The organism is Pseudoalteromonas sp. PS1M3, from assembly GCF_016865405.1.
Lineage (GTDB): Bacteria > Pseudomonadota > Gammaproteobacteria > Enterobacterales > Alteromonadaceae > Pseudoalteromonas > Pseudoalteromonas marina.
Genome location: NZ_AP022624.1, coordinates 1,702,913 through 1,721,419 on the forward strand (window position 1 = coordinate 1,702,913; position 18,507 = coordinate 1,721,419).

The window sequence follows — 18,507 nt, forward strand, 5'->3', positions numbered from 1 at the left end:
TTAGGCCCACAATTGCATTATTGGAAATCAATAGGGATCTATAATGCAAAGCGAACAAATTGAAATAGCGCAATTTTTATCACAACACCCTCCTTTTGATGATCTTCCTCAAAAAGCATTAGATGAACTTGCTAAACAAGTCGAAGTCAGTTACTTCAGGGCTAATACCGATATTTTACAATACGGCCAAGACATAGCCGATTTGTACATCATAAGAAGTGGCGCTGTTGAAATGTATCGCCGTGATGGCGAGCTCTATAACCGTTTGGCCACTGCGGGAATATTTGGGCAAATGGGCTTGTTGATGAATCGCAAAGTACGTTTTCCGGCTACAGCGCTTGAAGACACGTTAGTGTATTGTATAAACGTTGACATATTTTTGCAGTATTGTGATGAATTTGAAGTCTTTGCAGATTATTTTGAAACCGATGGTAATGTGCGTTTGCATCAAGCAATTGTTGAGCAAGCCGATGGCAACGATTTAACCACTGCCAAGGTGAAATCGTTACTTCACCGAGACGTTGTTACAGTCGATGCAACTGAAACAGTAAAAAATATTGCACAGCTCATGACCGATGAGTCGGTTTCGTCAGTGCTAGTGACCGACGTTAATAAGCATATTAATAACGACCCTCAAGAAGATGACGGGCAAGTCGTTGGTATAATAACAGATAAAGATTTACGTACTAAAGTTGTTGCGCAGGGGCTTGAGTACAACACGCCCGCACACGTTATTATGTCAACTAACCTAGTGCTACTTGATCAAAATGACTATATTTTTGAAGCCGTGCTAGCCATGCTCAGAGATAACTTACATCATCTTCCTGTGGTACAAAAAAAACGGCCAATAGGTGTTATATCACTGTCAGATATTCTACGTTATGAATCGCAAAGTAGCTTATTGTTGGTGCGTGGTATATTGGCTCAGCAGTCTGTTGAAGACTTAGCTCACTACGCAAATCAGCTTCCCCGTGTATTTGTGCGCATGGTAAATCAAGACGCAAACTCTCATATGGTTGGTACTGCAATGGCTGTCATTGGTCGTACATTTAAACAACGGTTGCTAATACTCGCAGAAGAAAAATTCGGCCCGCCGCCAGTACCTTACTGCTTTATTGCATTAGGCTCTATGGCTAGAGATGAGCAGCTTATTGTTACCGATCAAGACAACGCACTTATACTAGATAATAGCTATGACGACGAAAAACATAATGCTTATTTTCAAAATTTGAGTGACTTTGTTTGTGATGGATTAGCTCAATGTGGCTATAGCTATTGCGACGGTGAAATTATGGCGTCATTCAAGAAGTGGCGAAAAACACAGGACCAATGGTTTGAGCAATTTGCCCAGTGGATTGCTGAACCCAAACCACAGGCTTTACTTAACAGTTCTATATTTTTTGATTTAGACGGTGTGTGGGGTAAAACAAAATGGGCTAATGAGTTAAAAACATATATTGCTAAACACAGTGCAAATAACAGACTGTTTCTAGCAAATATGGCAGCAAATGCTCGTAATAGAACACCTCCACTTGGCTTTTTTAAAGGGTTTGTTCTTGAACACAATGGGCAGCATCAAAAATCTATGAATTTAAAACGACGTGGCACAGCGCCATTAAGTGATGTTGTTCGCGTCCATGCACTTGCCATTGGATCTCGTAAGCAAAATTCATTTGATCGCCTAGAAGATATTATAGAAGCCAATATTTTGCCTGCAGGTAAAGCGCAAGACTTACGTGATGCGTTAGAGTACATTTCGATGACCCGAATACGTCATCAGGCATGGCAAATTGAGCAGGGTGAAGTACCCGACAATAATCTTGATCCGCATCTACTTTCTCCATTTGAACAGCGTCATTTAAAAGATGCTTTTGCTATTCTAGATAAGGCGCAAAATTACCTTAAATTTTGTTATACCGCACACTCGGGTGTGAAATAATCTATGTTTTTCAAAGAAGTTAAAAACTGGAATACACGTTATGCTCAGCTTGCCGATGATGCGCAAAACAACTTACTAAAAGAGTTTTATTTATCTACATTTAGTGATGCTAGCGCTTCTGTAAAAGACATTCCTTTTGTTGCATTAGATTTTGAAACAACAGGGCTTAATAGTAAAACAGATGATATTGTGAGTGTAGGGTTAGTGCCATTCACATTGGCGCGAATATACTGTAAACAGAGTAAACATTGGGTGGTTCAGCCAAGACGAAACCTAAGTGAATCATCTATTGTGATCCACGGTATTACTCATAACGATGTTGATAACGCGCCTGACTTTGACAACATTATAGCCCCTTTACTTGATGCTTTGCGTTCTAAGGTAATAGTTGTTCACTATGCGGCAATAGAACGTGGCTTTTTTAATAGTGCGTTATTATTGAGATTAAAAGAGCATATTGAGTTTATGGTTGTAGATACCATGGAACTTGAGCGAAGAGCGCTCAAAGCAAAACAAGGCTTAATAGGGCAGATATTTAACACTAAACTGGGATCGCTAAGGCTAAATGACTGTCGTAAACGTTATTCTCTACCTGGTTATGAAGGACATCATGCGTTAACCGATGCGCTTGCAACCGCTGAGCTTTTACAAGCTCAATTGCGTCATCATTACACAGAAGAAACACCGTTGTTCACTATATGGAGCTGAACACATATAAATAAAAAACGCCGCAAAAATGCGGCGTTTTTTATTGTTGTTAATTTATTACTTAACTGGGCGAGGCTCAGTTCTTAAACCTAATACTAAGCTCACACACATAAGTAAAAGCACAAACGTAAATGGTAAACCTGTTGACACAGCACCCGCTTGTAAAGCTTCAATGGCTTGTGTTCCGCCAATCCAAAGTAGCGCAGCAGCAATAGCGCCCTCAACTGTAGCCCAAAATATACGCTGGGGAACGGGAGCGTCAATCTTACCACCGGCTGTAATAGAATCGATTACTAACGACCCAGAGTCTGACGAGGTAATAAAAAACACAAGTACAAGAACAATGGCAATAAACGATAATATATTTGAAAGCGGCAGTTCATCCAGCATATGAAACATTGCTAAAGGGACTTCAGTTAAGCCATTAAGCCCAAGCGCGCCAACACCATTGATAATTTGATCAATTGCAATACCACCGTAGATAGACATCCACAATACCGTTACTAAAGTTGGAATAAGTAATACAGCGATTAAGAATTCACGAATAGTGCGTCCGCGTGAAACACGAGCTATAAACATACCAACAAACGGTGACCACGAAATCCACCATGCCCAGTAAAATACAGTCCAACCGTGCATCCATGTTTCGTCTTCACGGCCGTGTGGGTTACTCAAAGGGATAATGTTTTCTACATACCCCATTACTGTATTTGGAACATTCCCCATAGCTACAGCAAATCCAACTAGGCAAACAAACAACAGTAATACAAACGCTATCAGCATGTTTATATTACTTAATAGCTTTACACCGCCATCAATGCCGCGAACAACGGATATAACGGCTAATAAAGTAACCCCTACAATAACTAAAATTTGCGAGCCAATACCGCCTTCTAAACCAAATACATGGTTAATCCCCGCTGAGGCTTGCTGCGCACCTAAACCTAATGAAGTTGCTAACCCAAATAAAGTAGCCAAAACAGCCAAAATATCAATAATATGTCCCGGCCATCCCCACGCTTTATCACCTAAAATCGGATAAAAAATCGAACGGATTGAAAGCGGGAGCCCCTTATTGTAAGCAAAAAAAGCCAAAGATAAACTAACCACTGCATAAATTGCCCACGGATGAAGACCCCAGTGGAACATGGTTGCGCCCATGGCTAATTTTGCAGCTTCTGGTGTGTTTGCTGCAACGTTTAATGGTGTTTCGTACCAGCCAGTATAATAAGCAACAGGTTCTGCTACACCCCAAAACATAAGGCCGATACCCATACCAGCGGCAAATAACATTGCAAGCCATGAAAGGCGAGTATGAGAGGGTTTAGCTTCACTTCCTCCCAAGCGTATATTTCCGTATGGAGATACAATAAGCGCTAAACAGAAAACGACGAAAAAGTTAGCAGCCCACATAAATAGCGCATCAAAGTTATTAATAATATCGAATTTAATAGTATCGAGCGCAGTTTTAGCTGTTTGTGGCTCGGTCACAAGTAAGGCAACTAAAAATAAAATAATAAGACCCGCACTAATCCCAAAAACAGGGTTATGAATATCAAACCCCCACTTTTGGACGTTATCCTGTCCTACGGTGTAATCTGTATTATCAATACTATATTTGTCATGATTTTCCTTCATGCAATACCTCTTTTGTAATTATAAATAACTGGTTATCCAGCCGCCCATTAAATACATTAGTCTATATACTGAGAATAAAAAATAATTTGAAGACTAACTATTTATTTTTCTATCTTACAGATGATACGCAGCTACATAAACGATAAAAGTAACAAATAGTTAAAATAGCGTGTTTTAAGGGTAATGTTAGCCATAAAAATAGCTATTTAAAAAAATAATAGTAGGTAGATAAAAACTATAAGCTTAGAACTTAAACTATAATTAAAGTAATTATTTATAGACCAAGCAGTCTAGTAAGTTGAAGAAGAAAATGAACCTAACTGGGTGGTGGAAGTTTATACACTGCATAAAACTTATGCAGTGTATACGTTAGTGCTTATTTTTTACCTGTGTAAGCGTCGTTGTGTACGCCCGCTGCACGACCAGAAGGGTCCGCATTATTTTGGAATGATTCATCCCAAGCTAGTGCTTCTGGTGTCGAGCAAGCGACTGACTTACCGTGTGGTACACACTTAGCCGAGGCGTCACCTGGGAAGTGCGACTCAAAAATAGCACGGTAGTAATAAGCTTCTTTTGAATCAGGGGTATTAATAGGGTATTTAAACTTAGCGTTAGCGAGGTCTTGATCGCTTACTTGCTCTTCAACATACTCTTTTAATGTATCTATCCAGCTGTAGCCAACACCATCAGAAAACTGTTCTTTTTGGCGCCATAAAACTTCATCAGGTAGGTAACCACCAAAGCCTTCACGTAAAATATGCTTTTCAATTTTGCCATCTTTACACATTTTAGCTTCAGGATTGATGCGCATAGCAACATCAACAAATTCTTTGTCTAAGAATGGTACGCGAGCTTCAACACCCCATGCGGCCATTGATTTATTAGCACGCAGACAGTCAAACATATGAAGTTTAGATACTTTACGGTTTAGTTCTTCATGAAACTCTTGTGCATTTGGCGCTTTATGGAAGTATAAGTAACCACCAAATAATTCATCTGCACCCTCACCAGAAAGAACCATCTTAATACCCATGGCTTTAATTTGACGAGCCATCAAATACATAGGGGTTGATGCACGAATAGTGGTTACATCATAAGTTTCTATGTGGTAGATAACTTCACGAAGCGCATCAATACCCTCTTGAATAGTAAAAATGATAGGGTGGTGCACTGTCCCAATCATGTCGGCTACCTTTTGAGCTGCCGCTAAATCGGGTGAACCCTCAAGACCCACTGAAAACGAGTGAAGCTTAGGCCACCAAGCATCACTTTCGTCGTTATCTTCAATACGTTTAGCTGCAAAACGCTGTGTGATAGCAGAAATTACCGATGAGTCTAATCCACCAGATAGTAATACACCGTAAGGTACATCACACATAAGTTGACGTTTAACGGCTGCCTCTAGTGCGTCTTTCACATCTGATGACTCTGCACTGTTATCTTTCACTGCGTCGAATGTTTGCCAATCGCGTTTATAATACGGCTTTAATTCACCATCTTTACTGTAAAGGTAATGACCAGGAGGAAATTCTTCAATATGTTTACAAATTGGAGAAAGTGCTTTTAGCTCAGATGCAACATAAAAGTTACCGTGCTCATCGTGGCCAGTGTATAGCGGTATAATACCAATGTGATCGCGACCAATTAAGTAGGCGTCATTCTCTTCATCGTATAAGCAAAATGCAAAAATACCGTTCAAGTCATCTAAAAACTCAGGACCTTTTTGTTTGTATAGCGCTAATATTACTTCACAGTCAGACTGTGTCTGAAAAGTAAAATCAGTGTCTAAGTTTGCAGCTAACTCTTTGTGATTATATATTTCCCCGTTTACCGCTAAAATATGCGTTTTTTCAGGGTTGTATAAAGGTTGCGCACCACTAGATACGCCAACAATTGCAAGACGTTCGTGAACTAAAATTGCTTTTTCAGACGCGTAAACACCAGACCAATCTGGGCCTCGGTGTCGTAGTAATTTTGACATTTCAATTGCTTGAGTTCGCAATTGAGCGGGATCAGATTTAATATCTAATACCCCAAAGATTGAACACATAGTAACTCCTCATTCCTATTATGTGTGCAGATCAGCCACTTTGCTGAACTGCGAACCCTTGTTTTATCAGAAATATTTACTCAAGTCACATAGCTTTTGCAATTAATTAAGAATAATTTATGCACCAATGTTTAAGTGACCGCACCTTGTTGGTGAACAAGGAGTAACTATGATTATTTTTGCATCAATTCTATTGCTCAAACTCTATACTATTAGTGAGTTATCCAAGTGAGCTTGCTTTACAGACAGCTCGTTTTTGTAACACAGTGGTGCAATAAGCCACGACTTATTAGTAAAAGTTAAACGTAACTAATTATTGCTTAACGTTTGCTTTTAAGTGCAATTTTTAACTGGTTTAAATGACCGTCGAGCTTTTGTTTGGCGTGTAATGCTTGCTTAAACGTCACATATTCAAATTCAATTGTATCTAGTGGTCTGTATTGCGCAAATTGATGCAAGTCTGCTTCAATTACGGTGCCTAATAAGGGGTAACCCCCCGTTGTTTGCGCATCGTTTAACAAAACAATGGGTTCTCCATTTGGTGGAAGTTGAATACTGCCGGGGCTCACCGCAAGAGAAGGCAATGAGTGTGAGTGGGTTAAAGAATAATTATCACTTTGAAGCCTAACACCCATGCGGTTACTATTGTGACTCACTTTAAACGACGACTGAGTAAACCCATTAATGATCTGTTTTGAGAAAAGCTTTGCATGAGGGCTTGGGTATACGCGAACAATTTTACGTTTTGGCGGCATTAGTGCACCGCATTGAGTAAATTCTGATTGGTAAGGGGTTATTTTAATAGTGTTACCGGCTATGAGCGATTTGCCATTTAGTCCGCCAAAACCAGCATTTAAGTCAGTTGCTTTAGAGTTCATAACAACCGGGCTTTGAATCCCTCCTTTAACGGCAATATAGGCTCTTAATCCAGCTCTGCCGGTTGAAAATTTTAGCACCTGTTTTTGTTTAATATTATATGTCCAACCTGGGTAAATCGGTTTTTCATCAAGTGTTGCATTTAAATCAGCACCAAATAAGGCAATAACAGTGTTGCATTCAAACGCAAGTTCGCACAAGCCAACGGTTACCTCAAGAACAGCGGCGTTTTTATCATTATTTAAAAGGCAGTTTGCTATGGTTTGTGCGTAAGGGTCTAAGCTGCCAGACTGACTAACGCCTAAATGGCGGTATCCGTTACGTCCAAAATCTTGGATGCTCAGTAATGGGCCACTTTTAATAACTTTAATCATTATTTATTTCCCCACAGATACAGGTATAAATTCAAGCGTGTCACCAGGCTGTATTAAGCATGGGCTTTTTTGCGTTGCATCAAATAATGGTATGTCAGTTTGGCCAATAATATGCCAGCCACCAGGCGAATCTGCCGGGTAAATGGCTGTTTGCTCAGCACCAATAGCGACAGACCCTTTAGGTACTTTAACACGAGGTTCTGAGCGTCTTGGTGTAAAAAGTTGCTTGTTTAGTCCATTTAAGTATGCAAAACCAGGTTGAAACCCCAAAAATAAAACAGCGTACTGGGGCTCACTGTGAAGGTTAATGACGTCATCAATGCTTAAACTATGAAAATTTGCCACGTAGTTTAAGTCTTCGCCGTTATAATGCGTTTTGATTTTGTGGTGTTTAGCTACGAACTCATTAGGTTTAATGTTATTCCAAATAGCTGGTAATTGCTCAAGCCATTTAGCTAACTCAATATCTTGCTTTAAATATAAAGTGAGTGAGTTCATACCGGGTACAATATCAATAAATGAATTACCTTTTTTACAGTGATTTGCTAAAGACCAAATTTTTTTTTGAATACTGAGTGTTCCGCTAGTGCTTAAGTGAGATGCATCAAGCAATAAGCTATTGTTTGATAAGGCGTAAACGTGAGGATTTTGCATTAGTAAAACCTAATTCGAACATCATTAAGCAAACCTATCACATATTTAATTAATTATTTATACCCTTGAGACCAACACAGAACATTTATGCAAAATTGTTAACACACTTAAATTTAAATCTTATTGTCAATTAGATTTAAAAGTAAACTTTATATGTTTAGCCTCGTAATAAATAAGCACGACGTTTGAAATAATAATTAAATTTAAATGGTCTTAATTAGTACGGACTTGTTTAGAGGTACATTATGAATTATCAGCATTTATTATATTTATCGGGCGCTGCAATTATATTTAGCGCGGGCGCGTTTGCTTTATCGATGGAAAAGGTCGAACAAAGCGATGTAGCAGCCAGTATGCATGTAGAAAGCCTTGTACTAGGATCGGGGTGTTTTTGGGGCGCAGAAAAACGCTATGAAGCGCTAGATGGAGTAATTGATGCAGAATCTGGTTATGCAGATGGCAATGGGTTTGAGGCTACTTACAAAAACATTACTAAGCAATCACGCCGCTTTGACGAAAACAATTACGCTGAAGTAGTTAAAGTGACTTACAACAGCAATATTATTTCTGCGCAAGAGTTACTTAAAAATTACTTTGAAAGTCACGATCCTACTCAGTTAAACAAACAAGGTAATGACATTGGTACGCAATATCGGTCTATTATATTAACGAGCAACGATGCGCAAAAAGACACAGCGTTAAAGATTAAAGCGCAATACCAACAATTATTAACCAATGCTGGGTATGAAAATATAGTCACCGTTATCAAGCCACTTGAGGGCTTTGTAGCTGCTGAAGAATACCACCAAAATTATTTGCAAAAAAATCCTAATGGTTATTGCCCTGATCATTCTACTGGTGTGGTTTTCGAACCAGTACCAGTTAAAACGAAAGACAACACTGCATTATTAACGGGTAAACAAATTGTGATCATAGACTCTCGAGACTATTGCCCTTATTGCGAGAAGTTTAAAAAAGAGGTGGCAAATGACTACAAAGGCACCATCCCTTTATCATTTAGATATGCAGATCAATTAGATGGGTTAACCATTAAATCAGCGACATGGGCAACACCCACAATTCTATTTTTAGAAAATGGTGAAGAAGTATATGGTCGCCAAGGCTACGCAAGCCGTGAGACATTTTACAAAGCATTAGGTGCATTTAAATTAGGAGATAGTGAAGCTTATAAAGTTGCATTTAATGCAAAAACAGATCGCCCATATTGTAAAGAATATAAAATATTTAAAAACACACCCGATGGCACCTTTGTCGATAAGCTCAGTGGTGAGGCTTTATTTGATACTCGAGATCGGTTTAATTCTGGTACAGGTTGGCTGTCGTTTACGCACCCTGTTAAAAACAGTGTAACCGAACACGAGGACAATAGTTGGGGCATGCAACGCATAGAATTAAGGTCTAAAAGCACAGGTATTCACCTGGGGCATTTATTTCCGGGTGAGGGGCCAAGAGGAAAAGATAGATATTGTATAAACGCAACCGTATTAGACTTTGTCCCTCGAGATAATAGCTAATACCGCATATAAACCTATCGGTCTATAATTGGTGTTTCGACTAGTAAAGAAACAAGTACAAAAAAGCCCTCATAATTGAGGGCTTTATAAATATTTACTAAGTGGTGCACTTTTGTTGAAAAATAAAACAGCCCAAACTAAGTCACCACCTAATTTGAACTGCTTTTCACACTGACAACATCTTCACACACAATAAAGATTCATTTACTGCCAAAAGCAGATTTTAATATTATGTGGCTGTTGGAGAGAATAAAAACAGCCCAAACTAAGTCACCACCTAACTTGAACTGTTTTTCACACTGACAACATCTTCACACACAATAAAGATTCGTTTACTGCTAAAAGCAGATTTTAATATTATGTGGCTGTGGAGAGAATAAAAACAGCCCAAACTAAGTCACCACCTAACTTGAACTGTTTTTCACACTGACAACATCTTCACACACAATATAAAGATTCTTTTATACATTTATTTGAGTCATAAAAACTAAATTGGTTTCAAACTTAGTTATTTAAATAACAACTCAATTAGTCATTAAATGTTTTCGTTAAATAAACTTTATGTTGTTTCCTAAATTCAAACAAACGATAAAAATAAAACTGATAAGTGAAAAAATTTAAACCATAAAATTAAAGAACAAAAAAGCCAACTCATTGATAATAAGTTGGCTTTTACATTAATTTAATGTGAATTTTTTGTGATTTATACAGTAAATAAATTAACTAAGTGTGAACTAAAAATTATTGTTCTTGTGTTTTTCTAAAAGTATCAACTACCCATTTAGCAAACAGATCTAGAGGGTGGTTGGCTACATTTGAGTCGTGTTGAACCAAATAATATTTATCTTTAGTCGTTAATGGCTGTTCAAACAATTTATATAACCATTGTTCGTCTAACCAGCTTTGGCTTATAGGTAGAGGAATAAGTGCAATCCCCATACCTTGCTGTGCGGCACGTGCAACACCAAACATACTATCTATCTGAATAATTTGCGTAGGCGAAAAATCATCTATGCCCACTTTTTCAGCCCACTGGTGCCATGCCCAAGGGCGTGCTTTGTGTAAAATTAGTGGTACTTGGTTCAGTGCTTGTAAATCGTTGTTTTTCCATTGTTCAAGTAATTTTTTATTACATGCAGGAATGTATTCTAAATTAAATAGCTCAGTGACTGCGCCCTCAGTTGGCTTACTTGACGAAAGCACAATAGACAAATCACTATGGCGGGTAAGTTCTTTACGTGTTTTAAGCGTGTCCATTTGCAAATTAATATTAGGATGCTGAGTGGTCCATTCGCTTAATTTTGGCATCAGCAATTCACTGGCAAAAAACTCGGGTAAAGTAATCGTGATATTTGTGTTTTGTTGTAATTGACTAAACTCATTAATGGTACCTTCTAACATAGTAATGATAGGGGAGATCGCATCAAAAAAGTTTTTTCCAGCCGTAGTTAGGCTAATCGAACGTGTTTTACGATGAAACAGCTCTATACCAAGTTGTTCTTCTAGTTGTTTTATTTGGTGGCTTACCGCCGACGGTGTTAAGTACAGCTCATTGGCTGCATGCTTAAAACTTAGGCTTCTTGCTGCAAAGCAAAAAGAACGAAGACCACGAATAGGAGTTTGCATGTTTTCCAGTGTTTAAATGTTTAGATTACCTGTACAGGCAAATATCGATCCAAATGTTATTATTCAATACTATCAATAACTTAATTTTATTGATAGGGTAGCTTCACAATTTTGGTGCATCATAACAACAAATTAGTGCAATAGCTCTAGCTAAATAACACAGTATTTATGCATCTATTATAGATAATAATTTATTAAGCGTGTATTAATTAACCATAAAAATAGCATTGTAGGCAAAAAAAATCCCTCTTACGAGGGATTTTGGGTAACTCAGCGCCATTGGCACTGGGAATGAGGTCGGTACAGGGTAAAGTTAACTATATAATAAGCTTATAAAACCATTTCTGGTACTTCACCGTCAACAAGTAATTTACCTGCTGTTTTGCTAATAATTTCATCTACGGATACACCGGGTGCACGCTCTATTAGATGAAATGCGCCGTCTTTAACTTCTAAAACGGCTAAATCTGTTACTATTTTCTTTACGCAATTTACACCGGTAAGCGGTAAACTACATGATTCAAGAAGCTTAGATTCACCATGCTTACTGGCATGGGTCATTGTAACAATTATATTTTTTGCGCCAGCAACTAAGTCCATTGCGCCGCCCATGCCTTTAATAAGCTTTTTGGGGATCATCCATGACGCGATGTTACCGTTCTGGTCAACTTCAAAAGCACCAAGAACTGTTAAGTCTACATGACCACCCCGTATCATGGCAAAACTATCTGCACTATTAAATATGGCAGCACCTGTGGCTGCTGTCACGGTTTCTTTACCCGCGTTAATCATATCAGCATCAAGCTCAGCTTTAGTTGGGTATTGCCCCATACCTAATAGGCCATTTTCTGACTGTAGCATAACTTCAATATCATCAGGTACATAGTTTGCGACGAGTGTCGGAATTCCTATGCCCAAATTAACGTAGTAACCATCTTGTAGTTCTTGCGCAACGCGCATTGCAACTTGTTCACGTGATAATGCCATTACTTTGCTCCTGCTCAATCTCGTGTTGTTACACGTTCAATGCGTTTTTCAAAGTTACCTTTAATCACGCGATTTACATAAATACCAGGGGTGTGGATTTGGCTTGGTTCAAGTTCACCCGGCTCGACGATTTCTTCCACTTCTGCCACAGTAATTTTTCCTGCTGTTGCAGCCATGGGGTTAAAGTTCATTGCTGTTTGTCTAAATACCAGGTTTCCATACCGGTCAGCCTTCCACGCTTTCACAATGGCAAATTCACCAGTGATAGACTCTTCTAAAATGTAAGGGCGACCATCAAATTCTTTTACATCTTTACCCTCTGCAACGGGCGTACCGTAACCTGTAGCGGTATAAAATGCGGGAATACCGGCACCACCAGCGCGCATTTTTTCTGCAAGTGTTCCTTGTGGCGTAAGCTCAACATCTATTTCGCCATTTAATAATTGCTGCTCAAATAGGGCGTTTTCTCCAACATACGAGGCAATTACTTTTTTTATTTGTTTATCTTGCAATAAAATACCTAAACCAAAATCATCAACACCGCAGTTGTTAGATACAACTGTTAACTCTTTTGTGTTCATCTTTTTAATTTGCTTTATTAAACCTTCAGGTATTCCACATAAACCAAAACCACCGGCAATAATGGTATCACCGTCTTTCAACCCTTCCATTGCAGCTTCGTAGCTTGAAACCACCTTATCAAAACCGGCCATGAGTCTCTCCTCATTGTGTGCTAAATTTTGTTAACTATTTACCTTCGTTTTACACTTACTTAAGTAATATATAGGCTAAAAAGTAGTTAACACGTAAGTGTGTCATTGTTGTTTTTTGTGCAGCGCTACAGAAACTTTACTTACTGGCGTTTTGTTAAGCGCATCAGTAATGGCCCAACCTGCATCAACAAGCCTTTGTAAATCAATTCCATGGTTTATGCCAAGGCCATCAAGTAAGTAAACGACATCTTCAGTGGCAACATTTCCTGACGCGCCTTTAGCATAAGGGCACCCACCAAGGCCGGCAACTGCTGCGTCAACCGTTGATATTCCTAGGCTTAGCGCTGCGTAAATATTTGTGAGCGCTTGCCCGTAGGTATCATGAAAATGTACTGCAAGCCGGTTGCTGTCTATGTGCATTAAAAGTAATTCTATGAGTTGAGTTACTTTTTTTGCAGTACCTACGCCAATCGTGTCTCCAAGGCTTACTTCGTAACAGCCTAAATCTAATAGCTTTTGTGTTACATCAAGCACAGCCTTAGCGTCTATGTCTCCTTCGTAAGGACAGCCAAGTACACAACTTACGTAACCACGAACACGGATATTATGCTCTTTTGCAAAGTTCATAACTTCACTGAAGCGTGTGATACTTTCGTCAATGGAGCAGTTGATGTTTTTTTTACAGAACGACTCGCTTGCGGCTGTAAAAATTGCAAACTCTTTAATACCAGCGTCATGGGCCGCGTGCGCACCTTTCAAGTTTGGTGTCAGCGCGCTTAAGTTAATATTCGGTAAGTTAAGTGCGTTAATCACATCTGCCGAATCTGCCATTTGTGGCACCCATTTAGGGGATACAAACGCACCTGCTTCTATATCTTTTAAACCGGCTTGTGCAAGGGCATTAATCAGTGAAATTTTATCCTGAGTATTTACCACCCCCTCGCTTTGTAAGCCGTCACGCGCTCCCACCTCAACAATACGAACTGAATCAGGAAAGGCACTCATCAGACACCTTCCTGCTGTGTGGTATCTTCAACAATGGCGAGTAGGGCACCGTGAGATACCAATTCACCTTCACCAAAACAATAGCTTTGTAAAATGCCATCGTGTGGCGCATTGAGGGTGTATTCCATTTTCATAGCTTCAATGATCACAACAGGATCGCCTTTGCTAATCGTACTGCCAACATTAACCAAATGTTTAACCACGGTGCCATTGAGTGGTGCTGCTAGTGGCAATGCATCACTTTCATGTGAACTTATGTAATGTTTATTAATGAGTTCAAGGTTAATTTGTAGTGCTTTATTCATAACCGTAATAGCGTCATTACAGTGTGAGACATGCGCAATATGCTTATTGCCATCAATAAATACAGTACAAACGCCTTTAATGACTGTCCCTTGAAGATTAAATACCGTGTTGTTATGGGTAATGTTGAACCCTTCAGATGTTTTAATCGCACTCAGCTGTAAATCTTTAAAGGGCACATTAATGATGCGTGGAGAATTTAAGTTAAATCCGTTAAGTTGCTGCCAAGGGCTACCATTGCTTTGCTGAGCTTGCTCATTATTCAAAGAGCATAAGTACGCAAATGCACCTATGAGCTCACTAGATTGTAAAAGCGCACTATCAACAGCAACTAAAGAGTCGCCTTGCTCTGCAATAAAGTGTGTACTTGGCGCGCCCTGGTTAAAAGTAGGGTGATTAGCTAAGTTACTTAAAAAGCCAATGTTGGTACTAAAACCCGCTAAATGAAATTCCCCAAGAGCTTGGCGTAAACGCCCTAATGCTTGCTCGCGGTTATCATCATGTACTATAAGCTTTGCAATCATTGGGTCGTAATAGGGGCTGATTTCATCGCCTTGTGCAATGCCGGTATCTATGCGTACAAACTCACTATTAAGCGGAGTATTTAACGATTCAATTACGCCAGAACAAGGAATAAAGTCGTTGCTTGGATCTTCTGCGTAAATTCGCGCTTCAAAGCTGTGGCCTTGTAGTTGTATGTCAGATTGCGTTAAAGGCAAGGTATCCCCGGCTGCTATATTGATTTGCCAATTAACTAAATCTACACCGGTTACCATTTCGGTTACTGGGTGTTCTACTTGTAGGCGTGTGTTCATTTCCATAAAGAAAAACTCATCGCCACACAGTAAAAACTCAACAGTACCTGCACCGCGGTAATTTATAGCCAAAGCACAGCGTACTGCGGCTTCACCCATTTCTTTTCGTAATGTGTCACTTAAACCCGGAGCTGGCGCTTCTTCAATTACTTTTTGATGACGACGTTGTAAAGAACAATCTCTATCACCTAAATAAACACAGTTACCGTGATTATCTGCAAACACCTGTACTTCAACATGGCGAGGCTGGTTAACATAGCGCTCTAGCAGTACTAAGTCATTACCAAAGCCTGCTATAGCTTCACGCTGTGCGCCTTCAAGAGCACTCATAAAATCTTTAGCTTGCTCAACAACGCGCATACCTTTACCACCGCCCCCAAAAGCCGCTTTAATCAGTACGGGATAACCAATTTTTTCGGCCTCAGATTGTAAAAAGGCAGGGTCTTGATTATCACCATAATAGCCTGGCACTAACGGTACATTTGCTTCAGCCATTATTTCTTTAGCGCGGGTTTTAGATCCCATGGCTTCTATGCTGCTTGCAAGTGGGCCAATAAACGCAATGTTGTTAGCCTCACAGGCTTTAGCGAACTCGCTGTTTTCAGATAAAAAACCATACCCAGGGTGAATACAATCTGCACCACTATTTTTTGCTACTTGTAAAATTTTATCGGTTACAAGGTACGAGTCTTTACTCGGAGCAGGCCCAATATGGTAAGCTTCATCAGCCATTTTTACATGTTGTGCGTGTTTGTCGACGTCAGAATAAACGGCTACAGTCGTCAACCCCATTTGCTTTGCACTGCGCATAATACGGCACGCAATTTCACCTCGGTTGGCAATGAGTATCTTTTTTAAAGTGTGTGTGTTCATAATTAATCCTACAGTTGCCAAGCGGGTGGGCGTTTATCAAAAAAAGCACTAAGCCCTTCTTGGCCTTCATCAGATACACGGATCTTTGCAATCCGTTCGGCCGTAAGCTCAATAAGTTGTTCACTAATAGGCTTGTTTGCTACATCATTAATTAAAGCTTTAGCGGCTTTGACTGCAACAGGGCCGTTATCAATCAGTGTTTGCAACATGTTATCAAGCGCACAGTCTAAATTGCCGGTTACTTGATGAACTAATCCTAGTTGTTTGGCTGTGTGGGCATCAAACACCTCAGCAGTTAAAAAATATCTGCGAGCAGCACGCTCACCTATGGCTTTAATTATATACGGGCTAATTACCGCAGGAATAAGCCCAAGTTTCACTTCACTTAAGCAAAACTGAGCATCATCTTTACACAGTGCAATATCGCAACAGGCAATTAAGCCTAACGCACCACCAAATGCAGCGCCCTGAACAGCACACACGGTTGGGTGAGGGCTGGTGGCTAAAACCTGCATTAGTTTTGCAAGTTGCATAGAGTCGGCCAGATTATCGGCGTAATTGTTATCAGCCATGGATTTCATCCAAGCTAAGTCTGCCCCGGCTGAAAAGTGTTTGCCTTCTGTTTTTAACACAAGCGCTTTTATATCGAGCGTATTAGCATGTTCAATGCATTGAATTAATTCGTGTATTACTTCGCTATTAAATGCGTTTCTTTTTTCAGGGCGGCTTAAAACAAGTACAGCCACATTAGATTTTGTTATTTGTAGTGTTACTGACATTTACTGCGCTCCGGTTACATTCTAAATACGCCAAATTGAGAATCTTGCGCTGGTGCATTCTTAGCAGCACTTAAGGCAAGTCCTAATACGTTACGTGTGTCGGCTGGGTCAATAATACCGTCGTCCCACAAACGCGCGCTGGCATAATATGGGTGGCCTTGCTCCTCGTATTGCTCAATGATTGGCTTTTTAAACTCGCCAATTTGCTCATCGGTCATACTTTGGCCTTTTCGCGCTAAGCCGTCTTGCTTAACTTGGGCCATTACCCCTGCGGCTTGCTCGCCGCCCATGACTGAAATACGGGCATTAGGCCACATCCACATCATGGTGGGTTCAAATGCGCGGCCACACATACCGTAGTTACCAGCGCCATAAGAGCCGCCAATTAGTACCGTAAATTTAGGTACATCGGCACACGAAACCGCCATCACCATTTTAGCTCCGTGTTTTGCTATACCTTCGGCTTCGTATTTTTTACCTACCATAAAGCCGGTAATATTTTGTAAAAAAACCAATGGGATATTGCGTTGTGCACACAGTTGAATAAAGTGTGCGCCTTTTTGAGCAGACTCGCTGAATAAAATGCCGTTATTAGCCACTATGCCAACAGGGTTACCGTAAATGCTTGCAAAACCAGTTACCAACGTTTCACCAAAGTAGCGTTTAAATTCATCAAACGATGAATCATCAACTGTTCGGGCAATGACTTCTCGTACGTCAAATGGCTTTTTAAGGTCGGTACCTACAATGCCGTAAAGTTCGCTTATATCGTACCGAGGCGCTTTTATATCTTTTAATAACGGTGCAGTAGGGCGTGTGTAATTAATGCGTTCAATACATTGGCGCGCAATAGACAGTGCATGCTCGTCGTTTTCAGCAAAATGGTCAGCCACCCCTGATGTTTTACAATGAACATCAGCACCACCAAGCTCTTCGGCCGTTACTTCTTCACCTGTTGCCGCTTTTACAAGCGGCGGGCCTGCTAAAAATATGGTGCCTTGTTCTTTTACTATTATGCTTTCATCTGCCATAGCCGGTACATAAGCACCACCAGCAGTACATAACCCCATTACCACTGCAATTTGAGGAATGCCTTTACCTGACATTCGAGCTTGATTGTAAAAAATACGGCCAAAATGTAATTTATCGGGAAATACATCATCTTGCTCAGGTAGGTTAGCACCGCCAGAATCAACCAAATAAATACACGGTAAATGGCATCGATCTGCAATGTCTTGTGCTCGCAAATGTTTTTTAACAGTAAGCGGAAAGTAGGTGCCGCCTTTAACCGTGGCATCGTTTGCAATGATCATGCATTCAATGCCTTTTACACGGCCAATACCAGCTACGACACCTGCGCACGGGATAGCTTGCTCATAGACGCCAAATGCAGCGAATTGAGAAATTTCTAAAAATGGTGAACCTTCGTCAATTAGCGTACTAATACGATCGCGTACAAATAATTTACCGCGACCTTCGTGGCGCTCTTTTAAAGCAGTCCCACCACCTAAGCTTATTGTGGCAACTTTATCGCGTAAATCATCCACTAGCGCCGACATGTTTTTATGATTTTGCACAAAAGTAGGATCGTGTGGATTAACGCTCGATTTTAAAATCGTCATAATCTAATCC

Annotated in this window: 14 protein-coding genes; 3 read left to right on the forward strand and 11 right to left on the reverse strand. The window is 40.0% G+C overall.

The window, feature by feature from the left end; all coding sequences use genetic code 11:
- Positions 1-43 precede the first annotated feature (43 nt).
- Positions 44-1,939, forward strand: a complete 1,896-nt coding sequence (locus PS1M3_RS07820) for a DUF294 nucleotidyltransferase-like domain-containing protein (RefSeq protein WP_203987124.1) — start codon at positions 44-46, stop codon at positions 1,937-1,939.
- Positions 1,940-1,942: 3 nt separating this feature from the next.
- The gene (locus PS1M3_RS07825; protein WP_203987127.1) at positions 1,943-2,647 is read left to right on the forward strand and encodes a 3'-5' exonuclease; all 705 of its coding nucleotides are present in this window, start codon (positions 1,943-1,945) and stop codon (positions 2,645-2,647) included.
- A gap of 57 nt (positions 2,648-2,704) precedes the next feature.
- Here PS1M3_RS07825 and PS1M3_RS07830 read toward each other — a convergent pair whose 3' ends face one another.
- The 4 genes from PS1M3_RS07830 to pxpB form a co-directional block, all read right to left on the reverse strand.
- Positions 2,705-4,285 (reverse strand): BCCT family transporter, encoded by a 1,581-nt coding sequence (locus PS1M3_RS07830; protein ID WP_006794177.1) that lies wholly within the window; start codon positions 4,283-4,285, stop codon positions 2,705-2,707.
- Positions 4,286-4,661: 376 nt separating this feature from the next.
- Positions 4,662-6,335: an asparagine synthase B gene (asnB, locus tag PS1M3_RS07835; RefSeq protein ID WP_039036927.1), complete on the reverse strand. Its 1,674-nt coding sequence runs from the start codon at positions 6,333-6,335 to the stop codon at positions 4,662-4,664.
- A 320-nt stretch (positions 6,336-6,655) separates the two neighbouring features.
- On the reverse strand, positions 6,656-7,585 hold the full coding sequence (locus PS1M3_RS07840; protein WP_138740579.1) for a biotin-dependent carboxyltransferase family protein: 930 nt from the start codon (positions 7,583-7,585) through the stop codon (positions 6,656-6,658).
- 3 nt (positions 7,586-7,588) lie between these two features.
- Entirely contained in the window at positions 7,589-8,239 is a 651-nt protein-coding gene (pxpB, locus tag PS1M3_RS07845; RefSeq protein ID WP_138740580.1) for a 5-oxoprolinase subunit PxpB, read from the reverse strand.
- 245 nt (positions 8,240-8,484) lie between these two features.
- Between pxpB and msrA the strand changes: the two genes are divergently transcribed.
- Positions 8,485-9,774 (forward strand): peptide-methionine (S)-S-oxide reductase MsrA, encoded by a 1,290-nt coding sequence (msrA, locus tag PS1M3_RS07850; RefSeq protein WP_203987129.1) that lies wholly within the window; start codon positions 8,485-8,487, stop codon positions 9,772-9,774.
- A 741-nt stretch (positions 9,775-10,515) separates the two neighbouring features.
- On the opposite strand, the gene PS1M3_RS07855 is transcribed toward msrA, so the two are convergent.
- From PS1M3_RS07855 to PS1M3_RS07885, 7 genes are all read right to left on the reverse strand, one after another.
- Positions 10,516-11,400, reverse strand: coding sequence for a LysR family transcriptional regulator (locus PS1M3_RS07855; RefSeq protein ID WP_006794182.1), 885 nt, complete (start codon positions 11,398-11,400; stop codon positions 10,516-10,518).
- A 330-nt stretch (positions 11,401-11,730) separates the two neighbouring features.
- Positions 11,731-12,387, reverse strand: a complete 657-nt coding sequence (locus PS1M3_RS07860; protein ID WP_058403973.1) for a CoA transferase subunit B — start codon at positions 12,385-12,387, stop codon at positions 11,731-11,733.
- 14 nt (positions 12,388-12,401) lie between these two features.
- Positions 12,402-13,100, reverse strand: coding sequence for a CoA transferase subunit A (locus tag PS1M3_RS07865; protein ID WP_203987131.1), 699 nt, complete (start codon positions 13,098-13,100; stop codon positions 12,402-12,404).
- Positions 13,101-13,202: 102 nt separating this feature from the next.
- Positions 13,203-14,105 carry a hydroxymethylglutaryl-CoA lyase gene (locus PS1M3_RS07870; RefSeq protein WP_138740876.1) on the reverse strand — a complete coding sequence of 301 codons (903 nt, stop codon included), beginning with the start codon at positions 14,103-14,105 and terminating at the stop codon, positions 13,203-13,205.
- The gene (locus PS1M3_RS07875; protein WP_203987133.1) at positions 14,105-16,096 is read right to left on the reverse strand and encodes an acetyl/propionyl/methylcrotonyl-CoA carboxylase subunit alpha; all 1,992 of its coding nucleotides are present in this window, start codon (positions 16,094-16,096) and stop codon (positions 14,105-14,107) included. The genes PS1M3_RS07870 and PS1M3_RS07875 overlap by 1 nt, the downstream gene beginning before the upstream one ends.
- Before the next feature lie 8 nt (positions 16,097-16,104).
- Entirely contained in the window at positions 16,105-16,875 is a 771-nt protein-coding gene (locus tag PS1M3_RS07880) for an enoyl-CoA hydratase/isomerase family protein (RefSeq protein ID WP_138740878.1), read from the reverse strand.
- Between the two features lie 14 nt (positions 16,876-16,889).
- A complete protein-coding gene (locus PS1M3_RS07885) occupies positions 16,890-18,497 on the reverse strand; it encodes a carboxyl transferase domain-containing protein (protein WP_138740879.1) in 1,608 nt (535 codons plus the stop codon).
- Between the last annotated feature and the right edge of the window lie 10 nt (positions 18,498-18,507).

What these genes read in the sequence shown, in the direction of transcription:
- PS1M3_RS07855 (WP_006794182.1), bottom strand. Translation starts at nt 11,400, where the DNA reads ATGCAAACTCCTATTCGTGGTCTTCGTTCTTTTTGCTTTGCAGCAAGA.
- PS1M3_RS07830 (WP_006794177.1), bottom strand. Translation starts at nt 4,285, where the DNA reads ATGAAGGAAAATCATGACAAATATAGTATTGATAATACAGATTACACC.
- pxpB (WP_138740580.1), bottom strand. Translation starts at nt 8,239, where the DNA reads ATGCAAAATCCTCACGTTTACGCCTTATCAAACAATAGCTTATTGCTT.
- asnB (WP_039036927.1), bottom strand. Translation starts at nt 6,335, where the DNA reads ATGTGTTCAATCTTTGGGGTATTAGATATTAAATCTGATCCCGCTCAA.
- PS1M3_RS07875 (WP_203987133.1), bottom strand. Translation starts at nt 16,096, where the DNA reads ATGAACACACACACTTTAAAAAAGATACTCATTGCCAACCGAGGTGAA.
- PS1M3_RS07860 (WP_058403973.1), bottom strand. Translation starts at nt 12,387, where the DNA reads ATGGCATTATCACGTGAACAAGTTGCAATGCGCGTTGCGCAAGAACTA.
- PS1M3_RS07840 (WP_138740579.1), bottom strand. Translation starts at nt 7,585, where the DNA reads ATGATTAAAGTTATTAAAAGTGGCCCATTACTGAGCATCCAAGATTTT.
- PS1M3_RS07820 (WP_203987124.1), top strand. Translation starts at nt 44, where the DNA reads ATGCAAAGCGAACAAATTGAAATAGCGCAATTTTTATCACAACACCCT.
- msrA (WP_203987129.1), top strand. Translation starts at nt 8,485, where the DNA reads ATGAATTATCAGCATTTATTATATTTATCGGGCGCTGCAATTATATTT.
- PS1M3_RS07880 (WP_138740878.1), bottom strand. Translation starts at nt 16,875, where the DNA reads ATGTCAGTAACACTACAAATAACAAAATCTAATGTGGCTGTACTTGTT.
- PS1M3_RS07885 (WP_138740879.1), bottom strand. Translation starts at nt 18,497, where the DNA reads ATGACGATTTTAAAATCGAGCGTTAATCCACACGATCCTACTTTTGTG.
- PS1M3_RS07865 (WP_203987131.1), bottom strand. Translation starts at nt 13,100, where the DNA reads ATGGCCGGTTTTGATAAGGTGGTTTCAAGCTACGAAGCTGCAATGGAA.
- PS1M3_RS07870 (WP_138740876.1), bottom strand. Translation starts at nt 14,105, where the DNA reads ATGAGTGCCTTTCCTGATTCAGTTCGTATTGTTGAGGTGGGAGCGCGT.
- PS1M3_RS07825 (WP_203987127.1), top strand. Translation starts at nt 1,943, where the DNA reads ATGTTTTTCAAAGAAGTTAAAAACTGGAATACACGTTATGCTCAGCTT.